The sequence below is a fragment of the Sphingobacterium spiritivorum ATCC 33861 genome (assembly GCF_000143765.1).
Lineage (GTDB): Bacteria > Bacteroidota > Bacteroidia > Sphingobacteriales > Sphingobacteriaceae > Sphingobacterium > Sphingobacterium spiritivorum.
Map to the genome: position 1 here is coordinate 89,054 of NZ_GL379776.1, position 23,314 is coordinate 112,367.

Consider the following 23,314-nt stretch of genomic DNA (forward strand, 5'->3'; position numbering starts at 1 on the left):
AATGTTATTAATATACAACACAATGAAAACATTTAAAATTATAGCTACAGCGCTTGCTACGATCTGCTTTGCATCCGCTTACGCACAAAATACGGGAATCAATACCAAAAATCCACGTACTACATTCCATGTAGATGGTGGTAAAGATAATAATGCCAGCGGAGCCCCTACAGGGACACAGCCTGCTAATGATTTTGTTGTTACCAATACAGGTAATGTTGGTATTGGTACTATAGCTCCTACCACAAAACTCGTTATTGATAACGGTACTGCCGGAGCTGCCATTAAAATCATAGATGGAACGGAAGCCAACGGCTACGTATTGACCAGTGATGCAAACGGAATTGGCAGCTGGACTTTGGTCCCGGCATTTCGTCCAACAGTATTAGGAGATTTCCCTGGCACCGCTATTACTGTGCATGCTAATGGCGGTTCTGGTGGCGTAGTGGCTTCAGGTGCATCTATCACTCTTCCGCAGGGCAAATGGGCCGTAAATGCAGGCATGACATTTAACAATATTAATACCGATAGCTGGCAACATTGTTACTTATCTTCTAGCCCAGCAAGTATAGCGCAGGTAGGCTTTACCCATTTAGGTCCGGCAGGGAACAACACCTCTTATGCAGGGGTATTATTTAAAGCGGCTAAAGCTTCGCCTACTGATACAAATGGGACAAGTTTTATATCCGGAAGTTCGGTTATTAATGTGACTGCATCCACAGGAGCAACCATCTATCTGCTTTTCCAAAGTTGGGCCACTGATATTTTCCAATATGCGACCAACAATTCTGAAAATTATTTTTATGCAGTCCCTGTACAATAAAAACAGCAAAACAAGGAGTAACAATAAAAGACCTGAAGATGAAACTACATAGCAGATTAATAACAGGTATTGACAGTTTTAGATTGCTGTCATTAAGGTACCGTAATCTGTACATGAAGGTACAAACATGTATTAGTATGAAAAATTCTATCAAATTTTTCCTTAGTGCTGCAATCGGGATGTTTAGCCTATCGCTATATGCTCAAGATGGCAAAAATTCCGATTTTTCAAATAACTCTTTTTTTATCGTTTCTGAAGGCACAGCAGATGTTATATATTCAGAAAGTCTCTTTATAGGCCCTAATGCAGAATGGCAGATTGACGGAGATTTATATATCTACAGCAACAAGATCTGGGTCGCTCCTACCGCCAAAATCACCGGAAGTGGTAAACTTATTCTGAAAGATCCAGGTTCCAATCCTTACTATTCAGGCTGGGGTAATCAACCGACACTGATCGATGCAAATAACGGAGAGTTTATTAAAGTAAATATTACAATTGACAACCCTTCTAATATCAAGTTGGCAGACATTGCAGATCCGGGTTACGGTACTCCGGCAGGTGTAAATAATACCGCAGGTTTGAAAGTAGATGCTAACATTGATTTTAATGTACAAGGGGGAGATATTCTGCTCAACGGATTTGAACTGATTCTGGGGTCTAATGCCCAGTTATTAAACGCAGGTAGCATTAATAGTCCGAATCAGAATATACGCGGGTATGTTGTAACAGGTAATATACCGAGCAGTTCACTTGTAAAGAGTCTGAAACAGGGTGAAAAATTCCTGTTTCCGGTAGGTATAAATGAAAGCAGCTACACTCCGGCAATCCTTACTCCAAAAACAGCCGATGATATCCATGTCGGAGTTATAGATTATAAAGCCGCGACAACAATCCAGATCAAGGATACGGAGGTAGGTATGGACCGTATCTGGCATATTTATGCCAGTAAGGAACTGAGAGCGGATTACACGCTGATTCATCAGGCCATCACCAATGGAAATCTCTTTGTGGATAGCAAAGCAGAAATCATGCAATATTCAGGCAACGGTAACTGGATCGGAGATGTTACCACATTAGTAGGGACAGGTATACACAGCCGGCAGGACGTATTAGCTTATGCTGTTCCTACGCTGAGCGGTACCTGGATGACTAAGTTCAGCTACAAGGGCCCTGAAGCCAATGATGACACCTTTACGATTGCCTATGCAGATGAATATCTCAACAAGGAAAATCAATTACATGTATTGCAAAATGACAATGCAGGCTCCAGTCCCATTATCGTTTCTTCAGTAACCATCCTCAGTCAGCCACAACACGGAAAGGTAACTGTCAATATAGATGGTAGCATCACTTATACCCCCGATCCGGGCTACATAGGAGAAGATTCCTTTGAATATAGCATCACTGACGAATATGGACTTTCGGATACAGCCCGTGTCACACTTAATATCCTTTCCCGCGACCTTCATATTCCGAATGTATTTACTCCGAACGGAGATGGTATCAACGATTATTTTGAGATTATCGGCTATGAATATTATGATCGTATCGGAATAACCATTGTCAACCGTTGGGGAAATGAAGTATATCGTAACGGTACTTACGATAATAAATGGAACGGCAGTGGTCTGAATACTGGTACCTATTTCTATATTATCGAAGCTATAAAGGGTGGAGAAACACGTGTATTCAAAGGAGATGTATTGATCAAACCCCAATAATAGTGATTGTCTTAAAAACTACATAAGAACTATTAAAAATGAAATACAGAAAATACATTTTACTCACGCTGACAGGATTACTTGGCTTCTGTAAGAGCTATGCTCAGCAGAGTATCCAGTTTACGCAATACATTTTCAATTCCATGAGTGTGAATCCGGCTTATGCAGGCTACAAAGAAGAGTGGTTTGCACAAGTAGGTCTGCGTAGCCAATGGACCGGCTGGGAAGGTGCCCCAAAAACAGGAACAGTCTCTATAGATGGTATTTTAGATGACCAGACAAAACGACACGGAGTAGGACTTAATCTCACTGCAGACAAACTGGGTGCACAGGCAGCTACTGCAATCTATGGAAACTATTCTTTTCGTTTACAACTGGATGATGAAGATACGCAGCGACTAAGTCTTGGCATAGCAGGAGGCGTCACCCAATACAGTCTTGACGGAAATAAACTGGATCCCAATGATTATAATGATCAGATAATTCCAAGAGGAAAAATATCTGACTGGGTGCCGGATATCCGTTTAGGTGTATACTATACTAATCCTCGCTGGTATGCCGGAGTATCCATACAGGATCTCTTCAATGGTACCAATTCAGGATCCGACTACCGGTTCAATCAGAATACTTCCGAAAATCTATATCGTACGGTAAGTATGTATGTGATTTCAGGTATGTTGTTTGAGTTGAGTCAGGGCGTCCACTTACGGCCAAGTCTGCTGCTAAAAGAAGATTTTAAAGGACCGACATCGCTGGATATAAATACGATGTTAATCTTCAACAGCAAATTCTGGATAGGAGCAGGATATCGTACACGGGCCAAACTCTTTAACCGCACTTATCAGGATCATACTGTAGACAAACTAAGTGCAATGAATGCAATTACCGGTATTGCACAGTTCTATGTGACCGAACGGTTACGTATCGGATATTCATATGATGCAATGATCAACCGCATGAGTGGACTACAAAATGGCTCTCATGAAATCACGTTGGGCCTGACATTCGGAAGCCGGGGAGCAAATCAGTACCTGAGTCCGCGCTTTTTCTAGGAGAAAATCAGGAAGTACAACATAAAATTTAGAAGAGAACCTGATAACAGCAAAATAATGGCAAAAAAACTACATACTATATATAAACTACTGGCTATCGGAGTACTGTTGAGCGTAGTAGTTTCAGTAAAAGGTCAGGAGCAGGTCAGTCTCAGAGTCACCGCAGATAAGTTCTATCATCAGTACGAATATTATAGGGCGGCTCGCATTTATGAGAAACTTGTAGACACAAAGAAACCCCGTCTTCAGGATATGGAGCGTCTGGCAGAATGTTATTATCTTATTGATAACTATAGCCTCGCTCAAAACTGGTATGCCCGTATTATCAATGAAGGAAAGTTTTCGGATCAATCGCAACTTGCATATGCAGAGCTGCTGAAAACGACAGGGAACTATGCCGGCGCAAAAGAACAGTTTAATCAGTATGCGATGCGCACCGGAAAGACAGACGAAGTTGCCCTCGCCATACAGGGAGCCGATTCTGCAATCGTATGGATGGCTTCACCTACTTTACATAAAATAAAGAATGAGGATGGGATCAATACACGCTATTCTGAATTTGGCACTACGCTGCTTCACAAGAATGTATTATATGCAGGTGAACCCAGCACCTGGAGTACAGGCATTTCCGGACGTACCGGCCGGCCGTATCTTCGCGTATATTCAGCTGCAACGGACAAAGATTTCACTTTATTACATCCTAATATCTTACCCGATGTATTTAACGATGTCGCATATCATGTTGGCCCTGTGGCCGTCAGTAAAGATGGAAACCTGCTGTTGGTCACCCGGACCTACCCAGGTAAAGATGCTAAAAAACAACGATCGGGAAACTACACGTTTAAAAAACATAATCTGGAACTGATCATCTACACCAGATCCGGAAACTCCTGGTCAGCGACTCCGTTTTCCTACAATGATATACAGCGCTACTCTACAGGACATGCCGCATTAAGTGAAGATGAGTCAACATTATACTTTGCTTCGGATATGCCCGGAGGAATCGGCGGTGTAGATATCTGGTTCTGTCAACGTAATTCAGACGGCAGCTGGGGCAAACCGGTAAATGCAGGTCCGGAAGTTAATTCATCAGGAGATGAAATGTTTCCATCTGTCTCCGGAAATAAGCTGTATTATTCCAGTAATGGTTTTCCGGGTATGGGCGGTCTGGATATTTTCGTGACTGAGATAAAAGAGAATGGATTCAGTAAATCCAAAAATCTGCGTTTTCCTGTAAATTCCGCTTCAGATGATTTTTCATATGTGGTTGTCAGCAAAAATAATGAATCCTTTTCCGGATATATGTCTTCCAACCGCATAGGTGGAAAGGGATTGGATGACATTTACTCATTTTCATTTCAAAAACCAAAAATTCATGTGTATCTGGAAGGACAAACCTTCAATAAAGCAACATCAGAGCTGATCGCATCTGTACAACTGACATTACAGAATGAAAGAGGACAGATAATTCAAAGCAAATCAAGCAATCAAAAAGGTGAATTTAACTTTCAGGCAGATCCCGGATTATCTTATCGTATAGTTGGGGAGAAAGTGGGTTTTATGGAAGATTCTATCGCTTTCACAGCCCCTCTACCCTATCGGGATACCACCATACGTCTGACCCTACGTCTGCAACCTGTGATGGAAAAAGGGACAAGTTTTGTATTGGAGAATATCTACTACGATCTGGATAAATATAATATCAGAGATGACGCCAAACCTATTCTCAATCAGCTTGCCCGAACGATGCGGGACAACCCAGGTTTAAGAGTTGAATTATCAAGCCATACAGACAGCAGAGCTACTGCTAAATATAATATGAAGTTATCTCAAAGCAGAGCACAATCTGCTGTAGATTATATAGTTAGTCGCGGAATAGCAAGGAACCGGCTTATAGCTAAAGGTTACGGAGAAAGCCAGTTGGTAAATAACTGCAAAGATGGTGTAAGCTGTACAGAAGCACAACATCAGGCGAACCGACGTACAGAAATAAAAATACTGGACTATTAACTAATAATGAAAGTAAAATTTTCATATTCTGTTAATGACTAGAAATAAAAACACTAACTTTTACTGGCATAAAAGTTAGTGTTTTTATTTATAAGTAGCTGTTAATCCTGTTTCTTAGCGACTTTCCTGAACGGCTTCTTTTTCCGTTGAAATTTCTTTTTCGCAGGCCGGCTTTTCGGATCATATACAGGTCCTTCGGAAAATCCTTCCGGTAAGGATACTTTTTCGATTTCATTACCTATCAATGCTTCAATCCGGCCAAAACGATTCTGATCTTTGGTATTAATAAAAGTTATGGCAGTACCGGTAGTTGCTGCTCTGGCAGTCCTACCTACTCTATGGACATAGTCTTCAGGATCAGGAGGTACATCATAATTGATCACCAAACTTATTCCCACAACATCTATCCCTCTTGATATCACATCCGTTCCGACAAGTACACTCAGACGCTTGCCTTTAAACTTGTTCATCACCTCTTCACGCTGAGTCTGCTCCAGATCGGAATGAAATGCCTCAGCGGCTATTCCCTTTTTCTGCAATTCATGCGTCAGTCTCTTAACGATTTCTTTCTTGGATGCAAAAATAATAACACTGGAATAGCTATCATCGGAGAGAATAGTTTTGATCAACTCCGTTTTTTGTTCATCATATACCAGATATGCCTGCTGCTTTATGCCATCTGAAGGTTTGGATATCGCAATGTTTATTTCTGTAGGATCATGAAGGATCTGTTTAGCCAGAGAACGAATCTTCGGTGGCATAGTAGCCGAAAAAAGCAAGTTCTGACGTTTTGCCGGCAGATAACTGATAATCCGCAGAATATCTTCATAGAACCCCATATCTAACATACGATCAGCTTCATCAAGAATAAGATGTTCCAGTTTAGAGAAGTCAAATTTACCGGATGTCATATGAGCAATCAATCTTCCGGGAGTGGCTACAATAATGTTTACTCCTTCCCGGATTGCTCTTTTCTGCTGTTCATATCCTATCCCGTCACCTCCGCCATATACTGCAATAGATGTCGCACCTGTAAAATAAGCAAGTCCCATGATCTGCTGATCAATTTGCAGCGCCAATTCACGTGTGGGAGCTAAAATCAAGGTATTGACATGTTCCGATTTTCGGACTTCAATTTTATGTAAGATAGGCAAGAGATAAGATGCAGTTTTGCCTGTACCTGTCTGCGCACAGGCAATAAGGTCTTTATCTTGGAGGATAACAGGAATAGCCTGTTCTTGTATAGGAGTTGCATCAAGATAACCCATACTGTCTAACCCCTCCTCCAACAGAGGAGCCAAACCAAATTCGGTGAATTTCAATCTTTTATTATATCGTTATACTGTAAAAACAGCATAATTTAGTGTTTTTTTCTGAAAGAAAGAAATTACAGAAGTATGTCTGATAGACCTTGAAATTAAAAATTCAAAAATAAGCAGCTTGTTATAAGCATGTTATACTGTTGGTGAGGACACCAACAGACGCAAAGAAAAACAAAAGCTGGTGCGAGCGTCACGCTCGTATCCGGAATAACAGAGGCACAGGCAACATGCCTGCGCCGGAGAAGTAACAGCGGTTAAACCGGATTAATTCTCTCCTTTTCAAGCAGAGATGCCCGCAGGGCAGAGAGGTTACTAAGAAGTTGATAAGGTTGATATTGTTAATAAAGTTAAAACTTTTGTGCTTTTATAGTTAAAAAACTATTTGTATCTCATACTGTTGGCGGGGACGCCAACAGACGCAAAGAAAAAAAAGCTGGTGCGAGTGTCACGCTCGTATCCGGAATAATAAAGGCACAGGCAACATCCCTGCGCCAGAGAAGTAACAACGGTTAAACCGGATTAATTCTCTCCTTTTCAAGGAGAGATGCCCGCAGGGCGGAGAGGTTACTAAGAAGTTGATAAGGTTGATATAGTTAATAAAGTTACAACTTGTGTGCTTCTATAGTTAAGAAACTATCTGTATCGCATACTGTTGGTGTGGACATCAACACACTCATCAACTGCGTTTGTCGGTGTCCACACCGGCAACATTATAAAGGCACAGGCAACATGCCTGCGCCGGAGAAGTAACAGCGGTTAAACCGGATTAATTCTCTCCTTTCCAGGGAGAGATGCCCGCAGGGCAGAGAGGTTACTAAGAAGTTGATAAGGTTGATATTGTTAATAAAGTTAAAACTTGTGTGCTTTTATAGTTGAAAAACTATCTGTATCGCATACTGTTGGCCGGGACGCCAACAGACGCTTCAACTGCGTTTGTCGGTGTCCACACCGGCAACATATAGAGGCACAGGCAACATACCTGCGCCAGAGAATTGACAACGGTTAAACCAGTCATAGTCAGTTCAGCGACACTAACAAAACAAGATTCCCTGATCTGCTGGTTGGCAGATCAGGGAATCGTTTCCATACTTTCGTTATTCCAAAGTATTTATTTAGCCTGTACAGTCAGTACTGCAGATGTATTCCCTGCACTGACATCTACAGTAAATACATAAGTTTTTCCATCTTCCAGGGTTTTACCTGTGAGCAGCCCCAAATTTCCGGAATCTCTGCCATTGGATCCGTTACCGATAAAGATCAGGTCTCCGGAGGTTTTAATGGCTGCAGAACCAAATTCACCGCCCCATCCTTTTTGATGGAAAAATTTAAAGTTGATGTTATCAAGCTTTATCGTTTCCTTTCCTCTAAATGTAACCTGATACTTCTTATTTCCTATTGGAGCCAGACAAAGGGCTTTATCTGTATTCCAACCAACCTGATTATTCGTTACCGAAGGTTTCCCTACCCCTTCACCGATAATCCATATCGCTCCTGTTCCGTCCGCTTTCAATGACGCATAATTACTTCCGTCCAGCGCTTCTACGATAAAATATTTATTGGGAAAATTAGCCGTAATTCTATAATTACCATTTATGGCATTAAAAGTCAGTTTGCCGTTACTGTCTTTTGTAAAGAAATCCGGATCAATCCACCAGTCTTTAAGATCTGAAAAGCCATCAATTGTTACCTGATCACCCTTATTTATCGTCAGGTCTGTCCTGAAATTGTCATCGTTAACACGATTCAGCACTTTCTGATTAATTGCATAAGCAATAATAAACGGAGATGCTTCATAATTAAAGGTATTAAATGCAATGGTATATGTACCTGATGAAGAATTGGAAAAAGGAATCGGAGAAGTGGATCCAAGTGCGATTGCGTTACTTTCCCATCCAAAGTTCATTTCATTGCCATTTACCCCTACTTTGGGTGCTTTGATATATCCCTTAACAGAAAATGGAAAAACCTCAGTTGCCGCATATTGGTTAGCTGTCTTTTTCTGCATCTTATATTCTTTTCCCTCAGCAACCAGAGTCAGGTAAGGAAAATCCGGACGACTCACGACAAGATCAAGAGATTGCTCGGTAGTCGTCTTACTGATATTCTGCAAGACCAGTTTCAATGTAGCCGTACCATCAGGTACATTTTTATAAAACGGGATAAAGATTTTTCCGGAGTACGTTCCGTTCTCTTTAGTTCGTATAACCGTTTCGGCCACCTGATCATCTGTATAATACAATTGGGCTTTGAGTGTAGACAAGGGCACAGTAGCATCAGACACCTGTACTTCAAAGGAAAGGCTATCTCCAAATAAAGCTGTTTTAAGCTCTGATTTAAGCGTCATTTCCGGGTTTCCGGGGCTTAATTTTTCATCCTTTTTACAGGAATAAAAGATTCCTAGGCTATGCAGCAGTAAAAATCCTGCTAATATACTTTTCTTCATGATTACTGTTATTTAGAAGTCCAACGATAGGAGACCACAGATTTTGCCGGCACCTGATAACTAAAATGATTTTTACTGTCATTCAATGTTATTGCACGGTTTTCATTCGAATTATTCAGCAATACTACCGCATAACTGCCATCTGCATTCTGGAATGCGGAATACTGTAATCCGTCAGCTGCATATCCCGATGCTCCTATACGTGTCGCTCCCGGTTTTACGACCGATGACAAATGTCCGATAATGTAATAATGCGAATTACGGGTAATTGTCTTATAATTTGCCGAATTGATATCTACAGCACCATAGCAAGTCTGACATCCGCCCTCGCGGTTCGGGCCTTTTTCTGTATCCAGCATCAGATTCCAGACAATCACTGCTCTGCTCCAGTTATTGACCGTACCCAGGGCAACTTCCTGCATATCCTCCATCAACCGTGTAGAGAGGTTACGCCCGTCATTCCATGTACCTATAGAAGTCTCGGTAAAGATCAGCTCTTTGTCAGGTCGTTGCTGATGAATATCCAGCAGCTCCGATTTATTACCACCGTAATTATGATAAGCTGCTCCCGCAAAGTAAGATGCAGCCTCCTGATCTTTATAAATATTGACCGGATAATCATTCTGGCTGGCAATATTATCATAGTTATAATTATGATCGAATGCATATATCTTTGTCTGCAGACCTGCAGCTCTCAATTGTGGTCCCAGCGCTTGTTTTACAAAGGCCTTTTGCTCCTCCCAGGTCATATACAAAGAGGCTGAATTACCTTTGTTCAACGGTTCATTCTGAGGAGTAATCGCTTCCACTTTTATACCCTGAGCGGCCATGGCTTGTAACCATTTAACGAAGTAGGTTCCATAATTCTGATAATGTGCAGGATTAAGCTGACCTCCGGTCCATGAATTATACGCTTTTAACTCCGTCAGATTATTTACTTTCATCCAACGGGGACTTGTCCACGGTGATCCTATGATCTTCAGATTCGGATTAATTGCGAGTATCTCTTTCAATACCGGAATAATATAATCCTTCTCTTCCGATTGAAGTCCAAAGTTTTCTATTCCGGGGGTATCCCAGCAGGTATATTCACTCAAAGAGAAATCCGAACATCCGATAGCTATACGGATGTAACTCATCCCCATGCCTTCCTTATCTGAAAATGTTTCTTTCAGGAAAGTTGTACGGTCTTCCTTTTTCATCTTCATCAGATTGTAACAGGTCGAGCCCGTTATTGCAGCACCAAATCCATCCATAGTCTGAAATTTGACGGCAGGGTCCAATGTAATCGTATTGGGCGACATATTAAATTTCGTACTGAATGGTTTGTATTCCTTCTGGAAATCATAACTACGATTGTTAGTCGTTACATATATTGTGACATCTCCGCTTTCCGGAGATGAGGAACCATTGGAAGGAGTGTAGCTCTCGCGGTTGCATGATCCCACAGTCAGCAGACACGAAAACAGGAATGTTAAAATCATATACTTATTATTATACTTGTTCATCTTTGATAGAATTAATTAATACCCCGGATTTTGCACCAGATTCGGATTTTGGTCAATTGCTGCCTGCGGCACAGGTAAACGGTATGAATTTGTATTAAACGGATAGACCAGTGGCTTACGTCCGCTGTCTTTTGCAAATACGGCATTCATGACTTCTTCCACCTTATTCAGTCTGACCAGATCAAACCAACGCTGACCTTCAAAAGCCAGTTCCAGACGTCTTTCTTTAAGAAGAGCACTCAACATCGTTTCTTTTGAGGCTTTTGCTGCTGCTGTAAGTTTGGGTAATCCTGCCCGTACACGAATACGATCGATGATATCAGCAGCGGCAGACAGATCAGAACTTCCCTGCTGGATCAGTGCTTCAGCCTTCAGCAGCAATACATCGGCATATCTGTATTTGATAATACTGCTATTGGCCGAACGCAGCTTATACATAAAAGGATAATTGCTGGCCGGATAATAATTACTCCATTTAGCTACATAATACACAACAGACTGATTGAACCGAATCTGATCTCCCTCCTCCTGAAAAGCTTTAATCAGATCACGTGAAGGTGTAACCCACTTCGCCCAGGTAAAATTATTATCGTAATTGATCAGATCACGTCCAAACATCCAGGTGGCCCAGTTACCGCTGCCCGGAAAAAACTGCGCTTCCAGAATAGATTCTTTTGTATTACGCATTTTTGCATCGGTATTTCCTGCATTCATTCCAAACAGATCACTGAAATCCGATACCAGATCAAATCCGTCTGCAGTTACTGCATCACAGTACTGTATGGCTTTGGCATAATCACGAAGTGGTTTTTCTACATATATCTTAGCAAGTAATGTCTTGGCTACAGATTTTGAAAATACCGTTTTGTCCGAAGCTACACTATTAGGAGCATCCTGCAGCGCAGCCAGACAGTCTTTTTCAATTTGCTGATAGGCCTCCTGCTCGGTCGCCTGTTTTGGAAAATACTGCGGATAGACTTCTTCGAGTGTCTCCGATGTAATATCAGCTGCTTCTGTTGTAATCACCGGAATACTTCCCCATATTCGTACCATATCGTACATAATCATCGCTCTGAAGATCATCGCTTCCGCCTTATACTGCTTGCGTTCCTGTGCAGTCAGCGTATTATCTTTCACACTGTCAATATTGACAATAAGACGATTTGCACGACCTATATCCTGCAAATACCGGTTCCAATCCCTGTTGACTACTGAATTAGAACCTTCTATAGCATTATTCTCAAACGGAATAACTTCCGCTCCGGTCGTTCCGGCATATGCATTGTCGGCATGCGACTCCGCAATCAGTAAGAGATCCAGATACCAGTGTTCCTGCCGGTCTCTCATCTGCTGATAAAGAGTCTTCATATGACTCAGTACAGTTGCCTTATCTTTAAACACTACTTTTTTGCCTGTCTCCGTTACTCCTTCAGTGACATCTGAATAGGTATCTAACGGATCTCTGTTTAATGAGCAGGATATCATTGTACATCCCATACTGCTCAGCAAAAGAATTAATATATATCTTGATATCATATCCTTAACTATTAAAATCCAACATTTAATCCGATTACAAATGAACGACTGTGCGGGTAGGTTCCCCAGTCAATTCCCTGTACTGCTCCGTTATTTCCCCATTGATTTACTTCCGGATCCATCCCCGTGTAATTTGTCCACGTCAACAGATTACTTGCCGATACATAGGGCTGCAACTTGCGAATACCGATACGTTTGAGCGATTCTGATGTAATATTATAACCAAGCGAGATATTCTTAAGACGCAGATAACTGCCGTCTTCTACGAAGTATGTAGAGTTTTTGATATTAAATCCGGCTTTAGGCACATCTGTGATCTGTCCGGGTACTTGCCATCTGTCCAGCACACGTGTTGTCTGATTCTTACCATCATACATTCCTTCAGTCTCTATACGGCTGGCATTGTAAATATCATTTCCATAAGACCCTTGTATAAAAATGCTCAGGTCTATATTCTTCCATGAAAAATTGTTCGTCATTCCATAAGTAAACTTCGGATTAGGATCTCCGATATAGGTTCGATCCGAAGGGGATAATCTGCCGTCACTATTGAGATCCCGATACATCAGTTCTCCGGTTTCAGGATTTACACCATCGCTGATATATCCATAAAAACCACCCATCGGACGGCCTGGTTCATTCCGCACAACAGCCTCATTCACAACACCACTTGTAACAGCATCATTATAGATTTTCTGCATTTCCAGGTTCTCTAAGCGGTTACGGTTAAACGAGATATTAAAATCCGTTTCCCATTTCAGGTCACCCGTCAGATTCTTACTCCCTACAGTAGCTTCAAATCCTTTATTGATCATTTCCCCTTCATTGCGGGCAATATTACCCACTGCTGCTGAGCCTGCCGGAAGTACCAGATACATCAACATATCTCGGGTATGCTTGTAATAGTAATCCAGCGCGACATTAAAACGACCGTTTAATACGGACAGATCCACTCCTACATTAGACTGCCTTGTTGTTTCCCATTTCAGATCGGGAGTACGCAGATTAGCCTGAGATATGGTAGGAAGAGCATTTTGCTGACCTTCCTTGAACCATTCGATCCGGCCAATATCATAGCGTTGCAAATAAGCGTAGTCTCCTATTCCCGATTGATTTCCGGTCTCTCCCCATCCTCCGCGGATTTTAAGATCATTCAGCCATTCGGTATCAGACAAAAAATCCTCTGCAGACAGTCTCCATGCAGCAGATACGGACGGAAATATCCCCCAACGATTGTCCGGATGTATCTTAGATGATCCGTCTGCACGCACGTTTGCAGTGACCAGATATTTACTGTCAAAGTTGTACATGACTCGTGCAAAGTAAGACATGATTGTCCAAGCAGAAGCACCCGATCCTGTATTATTCCAGGATATTTTATTTGCAGCATTCAGTGTCTGGATCAGATCATTACGGTAGTGAGAGCCATAAATGTAACTATTGGTATACTTAGAATCTGTCCATGAGCTCCCCAACATAGATTCTATATTATGTTTTCCGAAACTCTTGTTATAGGTCAGGACATTATCCCATGTAAGAACTGTATTCATATTCCGCAAGTCCGCCCCTTCTCCAAACTGATTGCGTCCCCATGCTGTAGCGATAGGATCCAGAAATCTGGTATTTACCGCATTTCTTCTATCCAGTGTAAAGGAAGACTTAAAGGTCAGTTCGGGCAGAAAAGTGATCAACGCACTTCCACTGGCCAAAAGACGGTTTTCCTTATCTTTATTATTAGCACTTCTGGCCAGATTCTCCAGCGGACTTGTAATGTTCCCTATCCCGTAAAAATTATTATAATACTGTGCCGGATTTTCCGGATTCCAGATCGGCGCATAGGTAGGCGTATTGATGACAGACAATACCACACCGCCCCGATTAGCACCTGTACCTGTAGAAATGCCATTATTAGAATAATCCGAGTAGTTTACGTTAGCACTTACATTTAACCACTTACGCACCTGATTATTAATATTAGCTCTGAAATTATATCGTTTAAAAAAAGCTGCATTTAAAACTCCTTTTTCATCGACATAACCTGCCGAAAGGAAGTATTTCAGTTTTTCTGTACCGTCCGAAATGGATAGCTGATAATTCTGCAACTTACCTGTTTTGTAAGCTTCCTTGAACCAGTCTGTCTGATCTTTTAGATTTGCCGGCAAAGAAACCAAACCGATTTCATTCTGTAATTCACGATATTGATCCGTATTAAGTACATCGAATGAGTTGGCCACCACATTATGAGTAAGCTGTGCATTGAGATCTATTTTTGCTTCGCCTGCTACACCAGACTTGGTCGATATCAGAATTACACCATTGGCCGCTCTGGATCCATAGATCGCAGCGGAAGAAGCATCTTTCAAAATCTGCATACCGGCAATATCGTTGGCCGAAAGAAAACGTATATTATCTACCGGCACCCCATCGACTACATATAACGGATCATTACTACCATTAAAAGAAGTTGTCCCGCGCACCCGGATTGACATTTCTGCTCCCGGAGTACCGTTGGGTTGTATCACCGATACACCGGCCGCTTTCCCCTGAATGGCCTGACCTACATTCACAATCGGCCGCTGATCCAGATCCTTTGTCGATACAGAAGAAATGGCCGTGGTGACATCTTTACGTTTAGCGGTACCATAGCCGATAACGATGACATCTTCCAGCTCATTCATGGCAGACTGCAATGCTACAGAATGTGAAGATGTAGTTGCCGTAATACTCTGCGGACTGTAACCGACATACGTCACTACAAGTACGGCATTACGGGGCACCTTAAGTTCATACCGTCCGTCCTGACCTGTCAATGTACCGTTGGAAGTCCCCTTCTGTACAACAGACACCCCCGCCAGCACCTCCTTCGTTTGTGCATCAGTTATGGTTCCTCTGACCGTGATACTTTCCTGTGCAAATAACACAGACTGACATAGTATCAACAGGAGCATCGGAAACAGATAGATGAACCATTTACTTTTTTGGATAAAAAGCTTCATAATGTTTTGAAATTGATGATTTATTTGATTGGTTATTATTCCTCATACGATCCGCATAAAGAGCCGACCGCGATATTGACCAAAGTTATAAAAGCGAGCCCCTGCTTTTAAGGGCACATAGTGAAAAAGTACTTATAATTAAAAACAACTAATTGATAATAAGATGATTACCAAAATAAATACATTGTAAAAAGTACCTGTTTAAGAAGCAATTAATGATTATTCCGCACTTTAAGGCCTATTTGACGAACGATATCTTCGAAATCAGCCCGTTCTACCGCAGCCTTGTTTCGTACTTTCGTGCGGTAATTGTAGACGGTACGAAGGGAATACCGCAGAAAACCTGCGATCTTGACACTATCCGTTATTCCTAGCCGGATCAGCGCAAATATACGGAGTTCTGTATTCAGCAGCTCTCCTTTCTTAGGCCATATCTGTTCTTCGGCAAGTAACAGACTATTAAAATCCTGAATAAAGGCAGGATAAAGATTGAGAAAAATACGATCAAAGTTTTTATACAATTCTTCCACCTCATGTTCCACCATTCTGGTAGATTTCAACTGTTCGATCAGTGGTTTGATCTGATTATTGGAGGCTTGTTTGAGTACAGACTTCCGGAGATCTTCCATCTTATCTATATAAGAAGAGCACATATCAAAAAAACGGGCGATATACTCCTCTTTGATATGATTAGATTCAGACAGGTTCATATTGACCAGGGAAAGATCTTCATTTAAGTCCTTTAATCTTTCGTTTGTCTCGGATAATGCTTTCCGGGTCTTAGCCAAATGGCTCATCTGCCTGTACAGATATACAATACCTGCAATCAGCACGACAGATAATACACTGATAAGAATGAGATATATTAAAAGAACTTTTTTCTGTTGTTCAATACGCTGCTGGTAAGCAGCATTGATCAAAGGATAGAATGATGTACCTTCAATAACACGGTATCTTACATTCGAAACCATCGCATCATCTATAGCTTTCTCGATGAGCTTAAATGCGCGATCAAAATCTCCCTGTTCATAATAACTCAATGCCAGATCCTGTAAGGAAGCATTATCCCGAGTAGCATGTTCTATATCTGCACAGGCTGATACTGCATAATAATATTTTTTCTTTGGGATATCATTATTTTGCTGATATATCAATCCCAAAAAATAGGCTGTCATCGCTTTGTTTTCCAGATCATTCTGATAGGTATCTAATAACTTCAGCAACATCCCTTCAGCTGCATTTCTGTCTCCTTTAAACAACGTCTGGGTTGCCTGTACTATGGCATACTGTTCAGAAGAGCGGTCAAGAACTGAAAGCAAGGAATCTCTGTACAATTCACTTTGCTGATAATAGGTACTCATATTATTACTTTGACCGTAATGGCTGTAAAAAGAGCTGTATGTCTCGTAATACGAAGGTAAAAACTTCGGATCAAGTTTATTCCGATCAATATTCTCCAACAATTTCTTTGATTCGATATAACGGCCTACAGTAGAATACAATGCCGCAAGGTCAAGAGCTACACGGATTCGCAATGCATCGTCTTTCAATTCATGGGCTAATGTCTGACACTTCAATACATAAGCAATCGCTGAATCCGACTGAAACTTTCTATAGCCTTCATAAATCCGGTAATTAGCGTCAAAATATTTTCCTGGTTCGCGTTTAACCAATGCAGCCTGCTGCTTCAGACCAGCAATCATATCCTCTCTCTTTTTCACAAAATAATGTTGACGCAGGATCAGATCATCCAGTTTTTTCTCTACATCCGAATATGGCAAAAGATTCTGCTGTCCAAAAACATCTGCAGAAAACAAAAACATTATTGCAAAAAAGAAATATACAATACGCATTAAGGGATTAATCTTTTTGGTTACTCAATAAATGGGTCTGTGTGTATTTACGATATGGTACTGACACGAAATCGCATCCTTTTCGATATACAATCCTGAATCTCAGGGCTTCATACCTTATAAATATACTGTATCAGTGAAAAACACGCTGAAATGCAATATAAATATATTCAAAGATAGGGATTTTACACGGAGTTTGGTTTTATTAAGTCAATAAGGAAGTATCATAAAAATCAAGCTTCTCGTTAAAAATTAATCAACAATACAACAGCATTAAAATAATATTATCAACAAAACTTCCATTTGAATTAAATTATAGTATTTTTGTTAACGTAATAATATGAGGTTTCACATCATAAGCGGAACAAAGTAAAACTTAGGTTTGCATGCAATCTACATTATGATCTGGAGATAAATCCACAATCGAATGTCTTTTTTTTGAGAAAAGGCATTTTTAATAAAAATATACTTCATGGAAGGAAGAGAACTACTGAGAACAGAAGTGGCTATTAGTTTTGTAAAAGACACTTTTTCACAACAGTTAAAACACAATTTAAATTTAATACCGATTTCCTCACCGCTGGTGGTACTGGACGGTACAGGTATCAATGATGATCTGAACGGCATAGAGCGCCCTGTTGCCTTCCCGATCAAAGCATTGGAAGAACGTCTGGCTGTCGTCGTGCATTCGCTGGCAAAATGGAAAAGACTACGTCTCCGTGAACTGGACATGCATGCCGGAGAAGGTATTCTTACAGATATGCGTGCCTTACGTCCGGACGAAGATTACACTCCTATTCATTCTATCTACGTTGATCAGTGGGATTGGGAAAAAGTAATTTTGCCTGAACAACGTAATCTGAATTACCTTAAAGAGACTGTTCTGAGAATTTATGAATCTTTAAAATTCACTGAACATCAGGTCGAAAAACAATATCCCGCGATTAAAGCTATTTTACCGGATACAATCACTTTTATCTCATCAGAAGAACTATTGCAGAAATATCCTTCATTCACTCCAAAAGAAAGAGAAAATGCAATAACTAAAGAATTTGGTGCTGTATTCCTGTACGGTATCGGTGGCGAACTAAGCAATGGTAAAGCACATGACGGACGCGCTGCAGATTATGATGATTGGAGCAGTGTAAATGAAAACGGTTACAACGGCCTGAATGGAGATATTCTTGTCTGGAACCCCGTTCTCAACAGCGCATTTGAACTTTCATCTATGGGTATACGCGTAGACAAAAAGGCATTGCAATATCAGCTCGAAATCCGCAATAATACCGAAAGAGCATCTCTTACTTTTCATAAAATGCTCCTTGACGGACATCTTCCGGAGTCCATAGGCGGAGGAATAGGCCAATCCAGAGTCTGTATGTTTATGCTTAAAAAAGCACATATAGGTGAAGTACAGGTTAGTATCTGGGATGAGCAGGAAAAAGAAAATCTCAGAATTCAGGGAATCAATATTCTCTAGTCGAAAGCTACAAACAGCAGGTCTGAGCTGATCAGACCTGCTGTCCATATATACTAAATACGAATGACCGAAAAAACAGCATTTACCATCAGAGAATTCGAAGCAGATGATCATGCTCAGATCATCGGGCTACTTCGTCTCAATACACCTGAATATTTTTCTTCTGAAGAGGAAGCCGATCTGATACATTACCTTCAACATGAAATAGATCACTATTATGTTGTTGAATCTGATGGGGTAATTATCGGATGCGGAGGTATCAACTTCGCTGAAGATAAAACTGTCGGCAAAATCAGCTGGGATATTCTCCATCCGGATTTCCAGGGGCAAGCCATAGGCAGTGCATTACTTAAATACCGGATCAATGAATTACAGCATACACATCACATTCAGAAAATAACCGTCCGTACCTCTCAACTGGTTTATAAGTTTTATGAAAAGAACGGATTTATACTTACAAAAATAGCTAAAGATTACTGGGCGCCGGGTTATGATCTTTACAGCATGCGATACGATCCCGGGACGGATCAAAAACAGCCTTAAAAGGATAGGTTTTCAGCATTATACAAAAAAGGTCTTATGCATGCAGTGCATAAGACCTTTTTGATGGATTCTTATATTACCTTAGTTACTGAAATAGGCTCTTACATTTTTACCTTCTACCCAGTTCATAAAAGCTTTATTTACAACTTTGTTTCCTCCAGGGGTAGGATAATCTCCTGAGAAATACCAGTCTCCTTTATGATCGGGGATAGCTGTATGCAGGTTATCCAATGTCTGGAAGATAACTTCTACATCTGCTTTCAAATGGTGAGGTTTGATGATCTTCGCAATTTCAGCTGAGATTTCTTCATTTGTAAACGGCGCATAGATTGCCTTTACATAATTCTCAATTTCTTCTTTATCTTTTGTCAGAGAAGCTACACACTTCTGATAAACTTCATCAATAATATGTGCCAGTCCGCGCTGCTTCAACAGGTTAATAGCCGCTTCGAACGCCACAAACTCTCCCATACGTGACATATCGATACCATAACAATCAGGGTAACGGATCTGTGGTGCAGAAGAAACGATAACAATCTTTTTCGGATTCAAACGATCCAGGATCGTCAGAATACTTTGTTTTAATGTCGTTCCTCTTACGATAGAATCGTCAATAGCTACAATAGTATCTTTATCATCTCTGACGATACCATAAGTGGTATCATACACATGTTGTACCATATCAGTACGGTCGGCATCTTGTGTTATAAACGTTCTTAATTTCGCATCCTTTACATTTAACTTTTCAAAACGTGGCGCCATACTCAGTACTTCTTCCAGCTCTATATCCGAAATTTTATCCTCCCGGTTTAATAAAGCCTGTTTCTGAAGATCTCGCACGTATGCATTTACACCTTCAGTCATACCATAGTATGAAACTTCAGCAGTATTAGGAATAAAAGAGAATACTGTATTTTTGATATCATAATTTATAGATTCCAGTACAAGCGGAGTCAGAAGACGTCCCAATTCTTTACGTTCCTTGTAAATATCTGCGTCAGAACCACGGGAAAAGTAGATACGTTCAAATGAACATGATTTTTTCTCAACCGGCTGGCGGAACATCTCTTCCGTGACAGTACCATCCTTCTTAGCAATGAGCGCATGCCCGGGTTTGATTTCTTTAACACTTCCGATAGGAACATTGAAAGCAGTCTGTATTACCGGTCTTTCTGAAGCAACAACAAGGATTTCTTCATCCTGATAATAGAATGCCGGTCTGATACCTGCCGGATCACGCATGACAAAAGCATCACCGTGACCAAATATACCGGCAATCGTATATCCGCCGTCCCAGGTTTTAGCAGAGCGGGTTAATATTTTGGCTACATCCAGATTCTTGGCGATCAGTGAACTGATTTCCACATTAGAGTAGTCTTCTTTTTTAAATTTATCAAATAACTCCTGATTTTCATCGTCCAGGAAGTGTCCGATTTTTTCCAGCACGGTTACTGTATCCGCTTTTTCCTTTGGATGTTGTCCCAACTCATACAGTTGTTGCAGCAACTCATCCACATTTGTCATATTAAAATTTCCGGCTACAACCAGATTACGGCTCATCCAGTTATTTTGTCTAAGAAAAGGATGACAGCTTTCAATACTGTTTTTTCCGTGAGTTCCATATCTCAAATGTCCCAATAGCACTTCACCGGTAAAGCTTACATGTTCTTTCAGCCAGGTTGTATCTTTCGATTCTTTAGGATATGCCTTCTGAACAGCGGCAAATTTCTTTTGAACGTATTCAAAGATATCTGCAACGGCTGATGAACCCATTGCTCTATAACGGCTGATGTAACGGTTACCAGGTTGCGTATCAAATTTGATCGTCGCAATACCAGCACCATCCTGTCCGCGATTGTGCTGTTTTTCCATTAATAGATACAGCTTATTAATCCCGTAATAGGGCGTACCGTATTTTTCCTGATAATAAGAGAGGGGTTTTAACAATCGAATAAGTGCAATTCCGCACTCGTGTTTTATAGCGTCACTCATAGCTTGATTTGATGACGCAAAGTTACATATTATTTAAGAAAATTTTTCATAAAAAGTCTTTCTAAAGTTTCCGCAATGTCATTTCTTATACTACACAAAATACCCCTGTATATCGGATGATTTACAGGGGATTGGGGAAATTAGTAGTGAGATATATCATAATTTCTCATTATGCTGAGAAAGATCAAGTCCGATTTCTTCTTCTTCTTCACTCACGCGCAACGGAGAGATCAGGTCTGTCAGTTTTAAAAGTACAAAAGCCAGTATCAGTGTAAAAAGAGTCGCTCCTACCAAACCTATCACATGCGCCACAAAAAGCGTAGTCTCCCCGAAAAATAATCCGTCATGCTCTACTGCTCCGTTTATCGCTTTAGTAGCAAAGATTCCGGTTAGCAGCATACCCACCATACCTCCTAATCCGTGACATGGAAATACATCAAGCGTATCATCCACACGCGATTTGGTTCTCCAGTCTACGACCATCCGGCTGATGAGTGCGGCTACAGCACCAATAATCAGGGAGTGTGGTACAGTCACAAACCCTGCAGCAGGGGTAATAGCAACCAATCCTACTACTGCACCGATACAAGTCCCCATAGCAGATGGTTTAATTCCTCTTGCTGCATCAAAAAATATCCACATCAATGCCGCAGCACCTGAAGCTGCAGAAGTAGTCGCCAGCGCTGTAGCAGCTAATGCATTTGCTCCGAAAGCTGAACCGGCATTGAATCCAAACCATCCGAACCATAACATCCCCGTGCCCAGCATCACATATGTAATACGCGCCGGATTATGGGCATGAAAATCTTTACCCTGTTTAAGATAGATCGCTGCTGCCAAAGCTGTCAGTCCCGCAGACATATGCACAACTGTACCACCGGCAAAATCCAATACGCCAAGCTTGAAAAGTACGCCATCCGGATGCCAGGTAGCATGCGCAAGCGGAGCATAAATAAAAATAAAAAACAGACAGATAAAGAGGATATAGGAAGTAAAACGTATACGTTCGGCCACAGCACCCGTTATCAATGCTGGTGTAATAATTGCAAACTTGAGCTGATACATTGCAAACAAGGTAAACGGAATGGTTGGTGCCCCCGGCCAGGGCTTACCTCCTATTACATGCTCAAACATAAAATAGGTACGTGGATCTCCTATAATACCGCCAATGGAGGTACCAAACACCAGACTAAAACCAAATACAACCCATATCACAGCCACTACTGCCATACAAATAAAACTCTGCAACATCGTGGAGATTACATTCTTCTTTTTCACCATTCCTCCATAAAAATAAGCTAAACCCGGAGTCATAATTAGAACCAGAGCCGTAGATGTCAACATCCAGGCAGTATCCGAACCTGAATATTCAAAATCACCACCACTAACAGGAACTGAAGGAAAAATCAGAGCTAAAATCAAAACTCCCACCATAAAAATCAGCGGAAAAACAGACTTTTTACTTTTCATATTTAATATTACGCTTTATAATTGCTCAAAAATATATTAATTCATTAAAAAATCAATAAAAAAAGTGTATTTATTTCAAAAAATATTTAAAAATACAATCATATTCAAAACAAAAACCATCAATAAAGATAAAATTGGCAATAAAAAAAAGGAGATGATCTATGATCATCTCCTTTCTGAGGTTAAAAACCTTCTATTTCTTAGAACTGTTTGTTAAGTTTTTCTGTCAATACTGATTTTGGCACTGCTCCGACTTGTTTATCAACGATCTCGCCGTTTTTGAAGAACAATAGTGCAGGAATGTTACGGATACCAAAACGAACTGAAATTTCAGGATTGCTGTCCACATCAACTTTTCCCACAACAGCTTTACCTTCATATTCTTTAGCGATCTCTTCTACCACCGGACCAACCATGCGGCAAGGACCACACCATTCTGCCCAAAAATCTACCAATACTGGTTTATCTGATTTTAATACCAATTCTTCAAAATTGCTGTCTGTAATTTCTAAAGCCATAATTATTTTTTTTTAAACAATGATTTACATCATTATGGGTTATC

Annotated in this window: 15 protein-coding genes; 6 read left to right on the top strand and 9 right to left on the bottom strand. The window is 40.8% G+C overall.

Annotated features, from left to right (window positions below):
- Positions 1-22: 22 nt before the first annotated feature.
- From HMPREF0766_RS19440 to HMPREF0766_RS19455, 4 genes are all read left to right on the top strand, one after another.
- A complete protein-coding gene (locus HMPREF0766_RS19440) occupies positions 23-823 on the top strand; it encodes a hypothetical protein (RefSeq protein ID WP_003001249.1) in 801 nt (266 codons plus the stop codon).
- Between the two features lie 137 nt (positions 824-960).
- On the top strand, positions 961-2,547 hold the full coding sequence (locus HMPREF0766_RS19445) for a T9SS type B sorting domain-containing protein (RefSeq protein ID WP_037460943.1): 1,587 nt from the start codon (positions 961-963) through the stop codon (positions 2,545-2,547).
- A gap of 38 nt (positions 2,548-2,585) precedes the next feature.
- Positions 2,586-3,599, top strand: a complete 1,014-nt coding sequence (locus HMPREF0766_RS19450) for a PorP/SprF family type IX secretion system membrane protein (protein WP_003001254.1) — start codon at positions 2,586-2,588, stop codon at positions 3,597-3,599.
- 57 nt (positions 3,600-3,656) lie between these two features.
- Positions 3,657-5,609 (top strand): OmpA family protein, encoded by a 1,953-nt coding sequence (locus HMPREF0766_RS19455; RefSeq protein ID WP_003001256.1) that lies wholly within the window; start codon positions 3,657-3,659, stop codon positions 5,607-5,609.
- A gap of 101 nt (positions 5,610-5,710) precedes the next feature.
- Here the strand turns inward: HMPREF0766_RS19455 and HMPREF0766_RS19460 are convergent, their stop codons facing one another.
- From HMPREF0766_RS19460 to HMPREF0766_RS19485, 6 genes are all read right to left on the bottom strand, one after another.
- Positions 5,711-6,931 (bottom strand): DEAD/DEAH box helicase, encoded by a 1,221-nt coding sequence (locus HMPREF0766_RS19460; RefSeq protein WP_003001258.1) that lies wholly within the window; start codon positions 6,929-6,931, stop codon positions 5,711-5,713.
- 1,108 nt (positions 6,932-8,039) lie between these two features.
- A complete protein-coding gene (locus HMPREF0766_RS19465) occupies positions 8,040-9,374 on the bottom strand; it encodes a DUF5125 domain-containing protein (protein WP_003001263.1) in 1,335 nt (444 codons plus the stop codon).
- Positions 9,375-9,382: 8 nt separating this feature from the next.
- Entirely contained in the window at positions 9,383-10,858 is a 1,476-nt protein-coding gene (locus HMPREF0766_RS19470) for an endo-1,6-beta-glucanase (RefSeq protein ID WP_037460987.1), read from the bottom strand.
- 39 nt (positions 10,859-10,897) lie between these two features.
- Positions 10,898-12,418: a RagB/SusD family nutrient uptake outer membrane protein gene (locus HMPREF0766_RS19475; RefSeq protein ID WP_003001267.1), complete on the bottom strand. Its 1,521-nt coding sequence runs from the start codon at positions 12,416-12,418 to the stop codon at positions 10,898-10,900.
- 11 nt (positions 12,419-12,429) lie between these two features.
- The gene (locus tag HMPREF0766_RS19480; protein ID WP_003001269.1) at positions 12,430-15,414 is read right to left on the bottom strand and encodes a SusC/RagA family TonB-linked outer membrane protein; all 2,985 of its coding nucleotides are present in this window, start codon (positions 15,412-15,414) and stop codon (positions 12,430-12,432) included.
- A gap of 212 nt (positions 15,415-15,626) precedes the next feature.
- On the bottom strand, positions 15,627-17,267 hold the full coding sequence (locus tag HMPREF0766_RS19485) for a DUF6377 domain-containing protein (protein ID WP_003001271.1): 1,641 nt from the start codon (positions 17,265-17,267) through the stop codon (positions 15,627-15,629).
- 472 nt (positions 17,268-17,739) lie between these two features.
- Here HMPREF0766_RS19485 and asnA point away from each other — a divergent pair, with 472 nt between their 5' ends.
- Both asnA and HMPREF0766_RS19495 read left to right on the top strand, forming a co-directional pair.
- Positions 17,740-18,747 (top strand): aspartate--ammonia ligase, encoded by a 1,008-nt coding sequence (asnA, locus tag HMPREF0766_RS19490; RefSeq protein ID WP_003001274.1) that lies wholly within the window; start codon positions 17,740-17,742, stop codon positions 18,745-18,747.
- A 63-nt stretch (positions 18,748-18,810) separates the two neighbouring features.
- Positions 18,811-19,290, top strand: coding sequence for a GNAT family N-acetyltransferase (locus tag HMPREF0766_RS19495; RefSeq protein WP_003001277.1), 480 nt, complete (start codon positions 18,811-18,813; stop codon positions 19,288-19,290).
- A gap of 81 nt (positions 19,291-19,371) precedes the next feature.
- On the opposite strand, the gene HMPREF0766_RS19500 is transcribed toward HMPREF0766_RS19495, so the two are convergent.
- The 3 genes from HMPREF0766_RS19500 to trxA form a co-directional block, all read right to left on the bottom strand.
- Entirely contained in the window at positions 19,372-21,282 is a 1,911-nt protein-coding gene (locus HMPREF0766_RS19500; protein ID WP_003001279.1) for an amidophosphoribosyltransferase, read from the bottom strand.
- Between the two features lie 156 nt (positions 21,283-21,438).
- A complete protein-coding gene (locus HMPREF0766_RS19505) occupies positions 21,439-22,752 on the bottom strand; it encodes an ammonium transporter (RefSeq protein ID WP_003001282.1) in 1,314 nt (437 codons plus the stop codon).
- Positions 22,753-22,952: 200 nt separating this feature from the next.
- Complete coding sequence (trxA, locus tag HMPREF0766_RS19510; protein ID WP_003001286.1) at positions 22,953-23,270, bottom strand: thioredoxin; 318 nt, start codon at positions 23,268-23,270, stop codon at positions 22,953-22,955.
- Positions 23,271-23,314: the final 44 nt, after the last annotated feature.

Excerpts from the sequence above, each read along its gene's own strand:
- HMPREF0766_RS19440 (WP_003001249.1), top strand. The coding sequence starts at position 23 with ATGAAAACATTTAAAATTATAGCTACAGCGCTTGCTACGATCTGCTTT.
- HMPREF0766_RS19445 (WP_037460943.1), top strand. The coding sequence starts at position 961 with ATGAAAAATTCTATCAAATTTTTCCTTAGTGCTGCAATCGGGATGTTT.
- HMPREF0766_RS19450 (WP_003001254.1), top strand. The coding sequence starts at position 2,586 with ATGAAATACAGAAAATACATTTTACTCACGCTGACAGGATTACTTGGC.
- HMPREF0766_RS19455 (WP_003001256.1), top strand. The coding sequence starts at position 3,657 with ATGGCAAAAAAACTACATACTATATATAAACTACTGGCTATCGGAGTA.
- HMPREF0766_RS19465 (WP_003001263.1), bottom strand. The coding sequence starts at position 9,374 with ATGAAGAAAAGTATATTAGCAGGATTTTTACTGCTGCATAGCCTAGGA.
- HMPREF0766_RS19470 (WP_037460987.1), bottom strand. The coding sequence starts at position 10,858 with ATGATTTTAACATTCCTGTTTTCGTGTCTGCTGACTGTGGGATCATGC.
- HMPREF0766_RS19475 (WP_003001267.1), bottom strand. The coding sequence starts at position 12,418 with ATGATATCAAGATATATATTAATTCTTTTGCTGAGCAGTATGGGATGT.
- HMPREF0766_RS19480 (WP_003001269.1), bottom strand. The coding sequence starts at position 15,414 with ATGAAGCTTTTTATCCAAAAAAGTAAATGGTTCATCTATCTGTTTCCG.
- HMPREF0766_RS19485 (WP_003001271.1), bottom strand. The coding sequence starts at position 17,267 with ATGCGTATTGTATATTTCTTTTTTGCAATAATGTTTTTGTTTTCTGCA.
- asnA (WP_003001274.1), top strand. The coding sequence starts at position 17,740 with ATGGAAGGAAGAGAACTACTGAGAACAGAAGTGGCTATTAGTTTTGTA.
- HMPREF0766_RS19495 (WP_003001277.1), top strand. The coding sequence starts at position 18,811 with ATGACCGAAAAAACAGCATTTACCATCAGAGAATTCGAAGCAGATGAT.
- HMPREF0766_RS19500 (WP_003001279.1), bottom strand. The coding sequence starts at position 21,282 with ATGAGTGACGCTATAAAACACGAGTGCGGAATTGCACTTATTCGATTG.
- HMPREF0766_RS19505 (WP_003001282.1), bottom strand. The coding sequence starts at position 22,752 with ATGAAAAGTAAAAAGTCTGTTTTTCCGCTGATTTTTATGGTGGGAGTT.
- trxA (WP_003001286.1), bottom strand. The coding sequence starts at position 23,270 with ATGGCTTTAGAAATTACAGACAGCAATTTTGAAGAATTGGTATTAAAA.